Origin of the sequence: Finegoldia sp. BIOML-A4 (assembly GCF_009679635.1) — a bacterium.
Lineage (GTDB): Bacteria > Bacillota > Clostridia > Tissierellales > Peptoniphilaceae > Finegoldia > Finegoldia magna.
On record NZ_WKZC01000006.1, the window covers coordinates 1 to 13,055 of the forward strand.

Consider the following 13,055-nt stretch of genomic DNA (forward strand, 5'->3'; position numbering starts at 1 on the left):
AACACAGAAGTTAAGCCTCTTAACGCCGATGGTACTACGATGGAAACGTCGTGGGAGAGTAGGTAGTCGCCAAACAATTAAGATCTAGTGATGACAATGTCCGCTAGGTCTTTTTTTGTGCGTTCTTTTAACTATATTAAGATAGAAAATGGTTTATAGAATTCGTTATATAAAAGTTGCAAGAAAAACATAGGTAATGAAATAAGCAAACATCTCGCACAAATATCTTGAGAAAAATTTAATGTTCTCACTCGCTCAGCCTCACTTCAGAAATCTTCTTTTAAAAGATATTAATGGAAGATTTCCTCGTTCGAAGCGTCGCTCATAGGAAGCATTAAATTTTATATGATGATATTCTTTGCTTCGATCGTTTGCTAAAAGGTTTCGCGAAGTTGTGGAATTGAGGGACAATGACAGAAAATGATTATAAGGTTTCGCTAGATGACAGTAGCAAGACACACAAAGGTAAGAGTTATAGCAAACATCTTGCACGAATATCTAGACTACAAAAATAAATAAATTCTAAGCTTGTGAACCTAAAATCGCAAACTCGCTAACGCTCAAACAGTGCGATTTTTTAACGGTTCACTGCACTTGAATTTATGATTATTTTCTCCGTATGATATTCTTAGCTTCGATTGTTTGCTTGAAGCTTTCGTGAATTTGGAGATTGCAGGACAATGACAGAAAATGATTATAAGGTTTCGCTAGACGACGGTTGCAAGATACACATAGGTTGAGACCATAGCAAACATCTTGCACGAATATCTAGACTACGAAAATAAATAAATTCTAAGCTTATGAACCTAAAATTGTGAACTCGTGCTACGCACTCAGACAGCACAATTTTTTAACGGTTCTCTTCGCTTGAATTTATGATTATTTTCTCCGTATGATATTCTTAGCGTCGATTGTTTGCTTTAAGGTTTCGCGTTGTATTAGGGATTGCAGGATAAACATAGGTAATGAAATAAGCAAACATCTCGCACTAATATCTTTGGTTAAAATTTAATGTTCTCACTCGCTCAGCCTCACTTCAGAAATCTTCTTTTAAGAAAATTTAACTGAAGATTTCATCGTTCGAAGCGTCGCTCATAAGAAGCATTAAATTTTATATGTTGATATTCTTAGCTTCGATTGTTTGCTTTAACGTTTCGCAGTGCTGGGGATTGCAAGATGAGGATAGAAAATTGTAAAAAGAATTTCGATAGAGAACAGTTGTAAGACACACGTAGGTCAAAAAATATGTAAACATCTTGCACGAATATCTTGTGGAAAATTTAATGTTCTCACTCGCTCAGCCTCACAGCTAAAATCTTATATTATGAAAATGAATTGAGGTGTAAATAAGAACGCAAGTTTGATATAATAGTATAGTAAATCAATAGTAATTTGAATATATAATAGATCAGAATTAAAGAAAGGAAATGATTATGAAGAGTAATAAATCAAAATCAATTTTAGTTATTGCATTTATTGCGGTAGCTGTTTTGATTATGTTTTTTATAAAGAATAAACCAGTTATGCCAATTAATAATGATAATAGTGCTAAGCAAACTGAGACTGATGGAAATGTTAAAGAAGATAGTAGTTCTAGTAGTGAGAATACAAGTTCATCAAATTTAAATAATTTCAAGGAAGCTTACAAGGAAGTAGACAAGGAAGATGTTTTATTTGCTGGCAAGGATGCTGGTTTTGAAAAGTTTTTATCTTACGATAAGCCTGTTTTTGTAAATTTTACTTGGACTGAATGTGCTCCTTGTAAGGAAATGGCTCCATATATAGACAATACTTTCAATAAGTTCAAGGGGAAAGCCGTTGTTAAGGATGTTGAAGTTAATGTGAACAATGATTTCGCGTCACAAGCTGGTATTAGAGTTACTCCTACACAAATTTTTATTCCTTTAAAAGAAGATTTTAAATTTTCTGATAAGGCTCAAATCGTGATGGATGAGTATTTCCAAGAGGTTACTGTAAATGGTAAAAAGGGATACATTCACGAAGGTTTGTTGAAGGAAAACGAATTAGAAATATTGATTTCGGATATGATAAATGGATAGTTTATTAGAATTTTTGTCAAAATTAGTCAAGGATTATGTTTATTTGGCTCCTATTATTTCTTTGGTTGCGGGGATTTTGACTAGTTTTCTTCCCTGCTCATTGCCGATGATTCCGATTATAATTGGGTATTTGTCGGGGAATAATTACGATAAGAAAAAATCTTTCAAGGTGGCTTTGGTTTTTAGTTTAGGTAGTATTTTAGTTTTTACAATTTTTGGATTGACGGCTGCCTTAGTAGGAAAAATTTTAAATCAATTTAGTAGAGTTTTTTATATTGTTATTGGAATACTTTTAATTCTTATGGCGTTTCAAAATTGGCATGTTATTAAGATTATTAGCTTAAATAAGTCTAGCAAAATTACAAAAACTGGACTTTTGGGAGCTTTTCTAGCTGGCGTTATTCAAGCGGTGTTTGCATCTCCATGTTCAACACCTGTTTTAGTTTCATTGATGGCTATAGCGGCTAATACTAGAAATATTTTATTTTCTATTATTTTGTTTGTATTTTATGGTATTGGGAATTGCTTTTTGGTATTTATGTCTGCTTTGTTGATGGGTAAAGTCGAAGAGATTATTCAAAATGATTCATATACTAAAGTTTCTAAAATAATAGAAATAGTTCTTGGTGCAGTATTGATGTTATTTGGATTATATTTCTTGTACCAAGGTATGTAGGAGGAAATTTATTGGAAAAAAATGTATTAGAATCTAAAAAATTACAAGATTTAAAGATTATTGCTAAAGCTGTAGGTGTTGCAGGTATTAGTAAATATAATAAGCAAGATTTGATAAAAGAGATTATTAGTCAAGTTAATATTAATGAGAGAAATAATTCTGAGGATGATTACGAAGATTCTTCTTCTAATGAAGAAAAAGATTTGAAGGATCCTTTGAAAGTGGAAGGAATCTTGGATTTACACGAAAACGGATATGGATTTTTGAGATCGGAAGGATACGATTCAGGAGATGATGATACTTACGTACCTCCTGTTCAAGTTAGAAGATTTAAACTAAAGACAGGGGATTTTGTAGAGGGATTATCTCGTGAGAAAAAGGATAAAGAAAAATTCAATGCTTTGATTTATGTGAATCGTGTAAATGGAGATACTGTTGAAAATCTTAGAAATAGATCTGATTTTGAGAATTTGACGCCGATTTATCCAAGAGAAAGATTGACTTTAGAAAGAGATTCAAAGAATGTTTCAATGAGAATTATGGATTTGATAAGTCCTGTTGGAAAAGGTCAAAGAGGCTTGATTGTGGCATCACCTAAAACAGGTAAGACGACTTTACTAAAAAATATAGCAAACTCTATAAGAAAAAATTATCCGGAAATTCATGTTATTGTTTTGTTAATTGATGAAAGACCGGAAGAAGTTACAGATATGAAGCGTTCTGTTTTGGGAGCAGATGTTGTAGCATCTACTTTTGATGAAATGCCTCAAAATCATATTAGGGTTGCTGAAATCGTAATAGAGAGGGCCAAGAGGCTTGTAGAACACAAAAAAGATGTCGTAATATTGGTCGATTCAATTACTAGATTATCTCGTGCATATAATGTTACTAGTCCTTATTCAGGTAAGACTTTGTCCGGCGGACTTGATCCTTTAGCATTGAATGGTCCTAAAAGATTTTTCGGTGCGGCAAGAAATATTGAAGAAGGCGGTTCATTGACTATATTGGCGACGGCTTTGATTGAAACAGGATCCAGAATGGATGATGTTATTTTCGAAGAATTCAAGGGAACTGGAAATATGGAAATCAAATTGGATAGGAGCCTGTCGGAACAGAGAGTGTTCCCTGCAATTGATTTGAACAAATCCGGAACTAGGAAAGATGAATTACTTCTTACAAAAGAAGAATTATCAGCAATTAATAAAATAAGAAAACAATTGAATTCACAAGAAAACAAAAATATTGCAGACCAAATTATAAAAATGATCAAAAACACAAAATCAAACCAAGAATTTGTAAAATCAATAAATAATTTGCAAAGTTTGTAAATAAATTTATACTGAAATATTCAAATTTTGTAGACAAGTTCATACTCATGTGTTATAATAGGTAAGTCGAAAATAATTTTGAGAAAAACGAGGTGATAATATGAAAAAAGATTTACATCCAGAATACCACGAAGCTACAGTAACTTGCGCTTCTTGTGGCAATACTTTTAAAGTAGGATCTACTAAAGAAAACATAAACGTCGAAGTTTGTAGTCAATGTCACCCATTTTATACAGGACGTCAAAGATTTGTAGAACATGGTGGTAGAGTAGAAAAATTCAAGAAAAAATACAACATGGATTAGCATTTTTGCCAGTACCTTTTTGGTGCTGGTATTTTTGTGTTAAAAAATAGATAATGAACGATGAAAAGGTAAATTGAAATGAAGAAAACTACAATTGGTGGACAAGCTTTAATCGAAGGAATTCTGATGAGAGGCCCTTCAAAGTACTCCATAGCGGTCAGAAAGCCTGATCAAGAAATTGATTTGGTTGTAAAAGACTTAGAAAACAATAAAATAAATTTGATGAAGATTCCTTTTATAAGAGGAGTTGTTAGTTTGTTTGATTCGATGAAGTTGGGAATGGATGCTTTGATGTATTCAGCAAGTTTTTACGAAGATGATAGCGAAAACTTCTTCGATAAGCATTTTAAAAACAATGCCAGAAAAGTAGAAAATGTGTTTTCTATAATTGCATCAGTGGCATTGGCGTTACTGTTTTTCTTCTTCATTCCAACTTTTCTTACATCATTTGTTAAGCTAAATCATTCATCTTTCAGTTTCAATTTAATCGAAGGATTGATACGAATTATAATATTTTTCACATATCTCTTTATAGTTTCTCATTCAAAAGATATGAAAAGAGTTTTTGAATATCATGGTGCTGAACACAAGAGTATTTATTGCTATGAGCAAGGACTGGATTTGACTGTTGAAAATGTTAGAAAACAAAGTAGACTTCATCCGAGATGTGGTACTAGTTTTTTGTTTACGGTTATGATAATTTCAATTTTGGTGTTAGGTTTAGTTGGATGGCCAAATCAGTTGATGAGAATGTTGTATCGTATAATATTACTTCCAGTGATTGTATCAATTTCGTATGAAATTAACAGATTAATCGGAAAATACGATAATACAATAACGGCACTACTTGTTAAACCTGGATTATGGGTTCAAAAGTATTTTACAGTAAGAGAGCCTGACGACAAGATGATAGAAGTTGCTATATTGGCACTTAAAAGTGTTATTCCAGAAAAAGAAGATGAAGATTTATGGTAATCAAGGATATTTACAGTTTATTCGATAAATCTGATTGTCTGATGATTTTGGAAAAATTATATAACTATAGTTTTTCTGATTCTATTATTCATTCGAATGATGAGATTAACGAGAGTGATGAGAAAATAATTTTAGAATACAAAAGACTTTACGATGAGGATATTCCAATCGAATATATACTTGGGTTTAAGTACTTTTACAATAGAAAGTTTTATACAGATCCTGATGTTTTAATTCCAAGATTTGATACTGAAATTTTAGTAGACGAAATAATCAAGATTAATCGTAAGTTTGACAATATACTTGAAATCGGGATTGGATCTGGAATAATATCCATTACTTTGAATTTGGAATTGAATTCAAATGTTTTGGGTGTGGATATAAACAAAAAGGCTATTGAACTTTCCAAGAAAAATGCAGAAACCTTAAATGCTACTAATGTTGAGTTTATTTATTCTGATCTGTATGAGAATGTGAATTCTAAGTATGATTTGATAGTTTCCAATCCGCCCTATATAGACAAAAAAGATTTCAATTCACTTGAAACAAAAATTTTAAAAGAACCACGATCTGCACTTTTTGGTGGAGATGATGGACTGTATTTTTATAGAAAGATAATAAATCAAGCTAGTGATTATTTAAATGAAGATGGTATGCTTGCTTTTGAAATAGGTTATAATCAAAGAGAGAGCATATTTGAGATTTTAGATGAAAACGGATTTGGAAATCACTATTGCATTAAAGATTTTAACGGTTTTGATAGAGTAATAATTGCGAGGAGGTAATTATGTTTGAAAATTTAGATAGTGTTGTTGATAAGTTCAAAGACTTAGAAGTAAAAGTCGCAGATCCTGAAGTTATCGCTGACATGGAAAATTGGACGAAATTAATGAAAGAACACGCTGATTTAGAACCAGTTGTTAATAAATATTTGTCATACAAAGATAATTTGAAAAATTTACAAGAAGATAAGGAGCTGTTGGGTACTACTGGAGATAGTGAAATGGAAGAACTATTGAAAGATGAAATCTCAACATTGGAAGAACAAATCGAAAACGATCAAGAAGAATTGAAAATTTTGTTGTTGCCAAAAGATCCTAACGATGAAAAGAACGTATTTATTGAAATAAGAGCAGGCGCTGGCGGTGATGAAGCAGGTTTATTTGCTGGTGAACTTTTGAGAATGTACCAAATGTATTCTGATAAAAAACGCTGGACAACTGAAGTTATGGATATTCAACAACAAGGTGTTGGCGGTGTTAAAGAAGCTGTTATGATGGTTAAAGGAAAAGGCGCTTATTCTAGATTAAAATACGAATCAGGAGTTCACAGAGTTCAAAGAGTTCCTCAAACTGAAAGTTCAGGAAGAATTCACACATCTACGGCAACTGTTGCTGTTTTACCGGAAGCCGAAGATGTTGATATTAAGATTGAACAAAAAGATTTGAGAATTGACGTGTTCAGAGCAAGTGGTAACGGTGGACAATGCGTAAACACTACTGACTCTGCTGTTAGAATAACGCACATTCCAACAGGCCTTGTAGTGACTTGTCAAGATGAAAAATCTCAAATAAAAAATAAAGACAAAGCTATGAAAGTTTTGAAATCTAGATTATATGATTTGATGGAAGAAGAAAAGAACAAAGATAGAGCAGATGCTCGTAAATCTCAAGTTGGTACAGGGGATCGTTCTGAAAGAATTAGAACTTACAACTTCCCACAAGGAAGAATAACTGATCACAGAATCAACAAAACTATATTCCAATTACAAAATTTCTTAGATGGAGATATTGAAGAAATGATCGATGATTTGACAAGTTACGATCAAGCTGAAAAATTAAAAATGATGAATTAAAAATTAACTCGAGTTTAAATGCTCGAGTTTTTTATATTATAGCAAGTAATGATATAATTAGATATATATTTAAATTTAGGAGATAAAAATGAATAGTGAATTAATTTATGAATATTTGGATAAAATTGGAAGAGATGGTTACAAGTTGGGACTTGATAGAATGCAAAAAACTTTGAAAATTCTAGGTAATCCCGAAAAAAGTTTTAAAATAATCCACGTTGCAGGAACTAATGGTAAGGGTTCTACATCAACTTTTATATATCAAACACTAAAAGAACATGGTTATAAAACTGGACTTTTTACATCACCTCACATTATTAATTTTTACGATAGAATAAAAATCGACAAAGAAATTTCAGAAGAAGATTTTATGAGAATTTTCGAAATTATCAAGGACACTATTGAAGAAAATGATATAAAGGTGTCTACATTTGAATTTATAACTTTGTGCGCGATTTATTATTTTGCAGAACAAAAATGCGAATATGTGGTTCTTGAAGTTGGAATGGGCGGAAGATTGGATGCTACCAACGCTACAGATGAAACTTTGTTATCTGTAATTACAAAAATTGGATTGGATCACCAAGAATATTTGGGAAATACTTTGGAAGAAATCGCCTATGAAAAAGCTTGTATCATGAAACAAAATGGAAGATGTGTCGTTTACAATCAACAAGAAAGTGTATTGGATGTGTTCAGAGAAGTTGCAGAAGAAAGAGATAACAAACTATACATTTGCGATTTTGATGAGGCGAAAAATATTGAAATCAACGCTACTCATAATTCTTTTGATTGGAAAAATTTGCATATTGAAACTAGGTTGGTTGGAAGATATCAATTATTTAACGCGCAATTAGCATTGAGTGCTATTGATGTATTAAGAGATGAACTCGATTTGTCTGATGAAGATATCATCAATGGTTTCAAAAACGCATATATTCCTGCAAGATTTGATGTGATTAGACAAAACCCAACAGTAATATACGATGGCGGACACAATGCCGATGGGGTTAAAGCTTTGAAATCATCAATAGAATCTGTGTTTGGTGATAAGAAAATCGTATTTGTTTACGGTGTATTGAAAGACAAGGACTATAACGATGAAATCAAACTAATCCATGAAAATGCCAAAGCATTTGTGACATTTACGCCAGATTCACCAAGAGCATTAAAAGCAGAAGATTTGAAAAAGCAAATCGAAGCCTACAGCGATAATGTTGTCGCAAAATCAAACGTAAATGACGCTGTGGATTATGCAATTGAACATTTCAAAGACGATGTAATTATAATTTTTGGAACGTTGTACAGTGCGGAGCAAGCTTATGAACATTTATAAAAAAGTTTTTGATGGGAAAAATATCGGAGAAATTTTATACGATGAGCCAATGAAAAATCACACTACTTTCAAAATTGGAGGTAGTTGTGATGTTATGATATTTCCTCAGACTGAAGAACAAATAATAAATGCCATTCAATTAATAAAACAAAATGACTTTGCTTACAGAATTATAGGTAATGGATCCAATCTGTTAGTTAGCGATGAAGGCTTGAGAGAAGTTGTAATTAAATTACACGATAATTTCAACGATATGAAAATTGAAGGTGATATTCTAACTGCAAAATCAGGGGCGTTATTGAGCGCTGTCAGTAAATTAGCTATTAATAACTCTTACGCTGGTTTTGAAGCTGTTAGCGGCATACCTGGAGACATTGGAGGGGCTATTACAATGAATGCAGGTGCATATGGAACAGAAATGAAAGATATTGTTCACAGAGTTAAGGTTATTGATACAGATTTGAATGTAAAATATTTTAACTGTGATGAGATGGATTTTTCCTACAGACATTCAAGAGTTCAAGATGAAAAATTAGTCGTTTTGGAAGTTGAATTTTTGCTAAAAAAAGGTGACCAACAAGAAATCCTCAATAATTTTCACGATTACACAGAAAGAAGAACATCAAAGCAACCATTGGAACTTCCTTCATGTGGATCTGTATTCAAAAGGCCAGAAGGACATTTTGCTGGACAATTGATTGATGAAGCAGGACTTAGAGGCTACAGATACAATGATGCAATGATTAGTGAAAAACACTGTGGATTCATAGTCAATGTTGGAGATGCAAAATGCTGTGATGTTGTAGCCGTTATAGAACATGTGCAAAAAGTCGTGTTTGATAAGTTCAATGTGAAGTTAGAACCAGAAGTGAGAATTATCGGTGGAAGATAAAATAAAATTAACCAGAGAATATCACGTGCATTCAGTTTACAGTCGTAACAATCACGGGAAAAGTACAATCGAAGAAATTGTACAAGAAGCGAGATCAAAAAAATTAAAGACTATAAGCATAACTGATCACGGCCCTGGACACTTAATGTACGGAATAAAAAGAAAATTAATTCCTGTACAACGTGAAGAAATTGATAGGCTCAAAGAAAAGTACGACGATATTGAAATTCTGATGGGAGTTGAAGCCAACGTAATTGGCTACAACGGAGAGATTGATATTAGAGAAGAAGAGAAAAAGTATTTTGATTTTATCAATCTTGGGTTTCATGATGGAGTTAGATTTGTAGACAACAAATCTTTTTATAATTATCATGTTTTAAAAAGATTGAGCCGGATGGGACAATCGGTCAGGGAAAAAATGATTGATTTGAATACAAATACAATGGTAAAAGCATTGGAGAACAACGATATTTTTATAATAACTCATCCAGGAGATAAAATAGATGTTGATATCGAAAAAATCGCACAAACATGCGAAAAAACAAACACAGTTATGGAGATTAACAACCATCATCCGCACTTATCTGTAGAAGAAATCAAAATTTCTTCACATTATAATGTTAAATTTAGTTTAGGGAGTGATGCTCATCACAGAAAAAATATTGCAAATGTGAATGACAGCATCAAAAGAGTAATTGAATCAGGGTTGGATATTAGTAGAATTATAAACATCGATTAGGAGATTTCATGGAAGTTGTAATTATTACAGGAATGAGTGGAGCTGGCAAAAGTGCCAGTAGCGATATTTTTGAAGATTTGGGTTATTATACATTAGATAATATGCCGCCATCTCTTTTATTAAGTTTTATCGATTTGACTACAAAAAGCAAGAAAAAAATCAACAAAATAGCTTGTGTAGTAGATATTAGAGGTGGAGAATTCTTCGCTGATTTGATGAAGTCCATAACACTTTTGAAAAATCAAAGTATTGATGTTAAAATTTTGTATTTGGATGCATCAGATGAAATTATAATCAGAAGATACAAAGAACATAGAAGGCCACATCCGTTGGCAGTCAATGGAAATATTTCAGAAGGCATAGCTAATGAAAGAGAACTTCTAAGTGAAGTCAGAAATTCAGCAGATTCAATCATCAACACTTCTAATTTGACACTGGGAGAATTGAGAAGAAAAATATTATCTGCATTTTCACTTAAAGATGTAGACACGAAACTAGCAATATCTGTAGTATCATTTGGATTTAAGCATGGAATTTTGCTGGATGCAGATTTGATATTTGATGTCAGATTTCTTCCGAATCCCTACTATATAGCAGAATTAAAAAAATCTTCTGGACTAAATACAGATATAAAAGAGTATGTATTTGGATTTGAAGAAGCAAATGAATTCTTGGATAAATTGGTGGATATGATGGAATTTTTGATTCCCAAATATTCAAAAGAAGGAAAAACAAACTTGGTTATAGGAATAGGATGCACCGGCGGAAAGCACAGGTCCGTTGCAATAGCACAAGCTTTGACAACAAGGCTTGAGGGAAATGGAGAAAAAGTTTATGTATCCCACAGAGACCAAAAATTTTGGTAAAAAAATAGTAACTATAGGCGGAGGGACAGGTAATTCTATATTGCTAAGAGGCGTCAAAAATTTCACATCAAACATAACGACGATTGTAACTGTAGCTGATGATGGTGGAGGAAGTGGAGTTCTCAGGGAAGATTTGGGAATGTTACCTCCTGGTGATATTAGAAACTGTCTTGTGGCACTTGCTAATACTGAACCTATAATGGAAAAATTAATAAATTATAGATTTTCAAATGGTCAATTAAAAGGTCAGAGCTTAGGGAATTTATTGATAGCTGCGATGAATGATATATGTGGCGATTTCAACGAGGCAATAAAAGAAATAAGTAACGTACTTGCGATTACAGGAAAAGTACTGCCAATGACTTTGGATAATGTCAAATTATTTGCTGAATTAGAAGATGGATCTACTATTGAAGGTGAATCGAACATCACGTTTTTGAACAGAAAAAACGGAGGTAAAATCAAACGAGTATTCACATCACCTAAACTGCTTTTGCCATTAAAAGAATCCATAGATAGCATAATGGATGCAGATATTGTTCTATTAGGACCAGGTTCGTTGTACACATCAATAATTCCCAATCTTTTAGTAACAGATATATCAAACGCACTAAAAGAAACAAAGGCGGAAGTTGTGTACATATTAAATATCATGACTCAACCTGGAGAAACTAATGGTTACAACGTTACAGATCATGTAGTTGCCATTATTGATCACGCAAATTCAAACATTATAGACAAAATTGTCGTTAATTCCAAGGAAGTAGACAAATATGCGAAATACAGATACAAATCAATTGAAAACTCTACGCCGATTTATATTACAGATGAAGATCGTGAAAATATGGAAAAATTAGGCATAGAAATCATAGAAGCTGATATATGTGATATTAGCTATGATTATATTGTGCATGATTCGAATAAATTGATGAAAACTATATTAGAAAGATATTAGTATGAATACGATTATTGAAAAATTAGACGGACAAAACAAAATACATGCACTTGAAAAAGCTGCAGATTTAATAAAAAATGGAAGTGTAGTTGCATTTCCAACAGAAACAGTATACGGATTAGGAGCAAATGGATTAGATGAAGAAGCTTGCAAAAAAATATTCGATGTCAAGAGAAGAAAAAGAGACAATCCACTAATCTTGCACGTAACTAATGATGAAATGGTCAGAAATTTATCGTCAGAAATCACTGAAGATCAAAAAAAATTGATGGATAATTTGTGGCCAGGTCCATTGACTATAATTTTCAAAAAAAGTGACAAAGTTAATGACGTTGTAAGTTGTGGAGGAAATACAGTTGCAATTAGAAATCCATCGGATGAAATCGCAAGATTTTTGATAGATAAATCAAATTGTCCAATAGCAGCTCCATCTGCAAATAAATCGGGAAGGCCATCACCAACTAATGCACAAGATGTGTATAGTGATATGAAAGGTGAGATTGAAATGATTTTGGATGGAGGAAGTTGTAACATTGGAATTGAATCCACTGTTGTCGATTTGACGGAGAAACCGTACACCATACTTAGACCTGGTTTTTACACAAAAGAAGATCTGGAAGTATATTTGGATGAGGTTGTGTACGATAAATCATTAGTTGATTCTAACACTGTTCCGAAATCCCCAGGACAAAAATACAAGCACTATGCACCTAAAACAAAACTCATAGTAATCAAAGGAAACATGGATAACATACAAAGTTATGTTAATAGCTTGGGAATAAATACCGACGAAATTGGATTTATACTGTGTGAAGAAACTGCAACGAATGTAAATTTCGAAAATGTAAAAATAATTTCAAAAAGAAATGATTATTTGAATTTTGCACACAATATCTTTTCTTACCTCAGGGAGTTAGATAAATTAAATTATAAATTATTAATTTGTGAAGGGGTAAATGAACAAAAAATGGGTATAAGTATAATGAACAGGCTTAAAAAATCTTGTGCCAATAATATAGAATTAATTTAGTATGTTATAATAAAGAGTATAAAGTTTATTTTATAGGAG

Annotated in this window: 13 protein-coding genes and 1 rRNA gene; all 14 read left to right on the forward strand. The window is 32.3% G+C overall.

The genetic code is table 11. The annotated features are described in order from the left end of the window. A 5S ribosomal RNA gene (rrf, locus tag GKG01_RS05720) occupies nt 1-75 on the forward strand; the annotation flags it as partial. Nucleotides 76-1,433: 1,358 nt separating this feature from the next. Beyond that, nucleotides 1,434-2,060 (forward strand): thioredoxin family protein, encoded by a 627-nt coding sequence (locus GKG01_RS05725; RefSeq protein WP_094207351.1) that lies wholly within the window; start codon nt 1,434-1,436, stop codon nt 2,058-2,060. Beyond that, a complete protein-coding gene (locus tag GKG01_RS05730; RefSeq protein ID WP_094207350.1) occupies nt 2,053-2,736 on the forward strand; it encodes a cytochrome c biogenesis protein CcdA in 684 nt (227 codons plus the stop codon). Before GKG01_RS05725 ends, GKG01_RS05730 begins: the two co-directional genes overlap by 8 nt. Before the next feature lie 11 nt (nt 2,737-2,747). Continuing rightward, nucleotides 2,748-4,064 (forward strand): transcription termination factor Rho, encoded by a 1,317-nt coding sequence (rho, locus tag GKG01_RS05735; protein WP_154271786.1) that lies wholly within the window; start codon nt 2,748-2,750, stop codon nt 4,062-4,064. 100 nt (nt 4,065-4,164) lie between these two features. Continuing rightward, nucleotides 4,165-4,368, forward strand: coding sequence for a 50S ribosomal protein L31 (gene rpmE / locus GKG01_RS05740; RefSeq protein ID WP_002836835.1), 204 nt, complete (start codon nt 4,165-4,167; stop codon nt 4,366-4,368). A gap of 78 nt (nt 4,369-4,446) precedes the next feature. Continuing rightward, nucleotides 4,447-5,343: a DUF1385 domain-containing protein gene (locus GKG01_RS05745; RefSeq protein WP_094207348.1), complete on the forward strand. Its 897-nt coding sequence runs from the start codon at nt 4,447-4,449 to the stop codon at nt 5,341-5,343. Then, nucleotides 5,337-6,128, forward strand: coding sequence for a peptide chain release factor N(5)-glutamine methyltransferase (prmC, locus tag GKG01_RS05750; protein WP_094207347.1), 792 nt, complete (start codon nt 5,337-5,339; stop codon nt 6,126-6,128). The genes GKG01_RS05745 and prmC overlap by 7 nt, the downstream gene beginning before the upstream one ends. A 2-nt stretch (nt 6,129-6,130) precedes the next feature. Next, a complete protein-coding gene (gene prfA, locus GKG01_RS05755; protein ID WP_094207346.1) occupies nt 6,131-7,198 on the forward strand; it encodes a peptide chain release factor 1 in 1,068 nt (355 codons plus the stop codon). An 88-nt stretch (nt 7,199-7,286) separates the two neighbouring features. After that, nucleotides 7,287-8,534, forward strand: coding sequence for a folylpolyglutamate synthase/dihydrofolate synthase family protein (locus GKG01_RS05760; RefSeq protein ID WP_154271787.1), 1,248 nt, complete (start codon nt 7,287-7,289; stop codon nt 8,532-8,534). Continuing rightward, a complete protein-coding gene (gene murB / locus GKG01_RS05765; protein WP_154271788.1) occupies nt 8,521-9,426 on the forward strand; it encodes a UDP-N-acetylmuramate dehydrogenase in 906 nt (301 codons plus the stop codon). Before GKG01_RS05760 ends, murB begins: the two co-directional genes overlap by 14 nt. Then, a complete protein-coding gene (locus GKG01_RS05770) occupies nt 9,416-10,165 on the forward strand; it encodes a PHP domain-containing protein (RefSeq protein ID WP_156849810.1) in 750 nt (249 codons plus the stop codon). The genes murB and GKG01_RS05770 overlap by 11 nt, the downstream gene beginning before the upstream one ends. An 8-nt stretch (nt 10,166-10,173) precedes the next feature. Next, the gene (gene rapZ, locus GKG01_RS05775) at nt 10,174-11,031 is read left to right on the forward strand and encodes an RNase adapter RapZ (RefSeq protein WP_154271789.1); all 858 of its coding nucleotides are present in this window, start codon (nt 10,174-10,176) and stop codon (nt 11,029-11,031) included. Beyond that, the gene (locus tag GKG01_RS05780; RefSeq protein WP_154271847.1) at nt 11,000-11,986 is read left to right on the forward strand and encodes a YvcK family protein; all 987 of its coding nucleotides are present in this window, start codon (nt 11,000-11,002) and stop codon (nt 11,984-11,986) included. Before rapZ ends, GKG01_RS05780 begins: the two co-directional genes overlap by 32 nt. 1 nt (nt 11,987) lies before the next feature. Then, a complete protein-coding gene (locus tag GKG01_RS05785) occupies nt 11,988-13,016 on the forward strand; it encodes an L-threonylcarbamoyladenylate synthase (RefSeq protein WP_110058018.1) in 1,029 nt (342 codons plus the stop codon). The last annotated feature ends 39 nt before the right edge of the window (nt 13,017-13,055 follow it).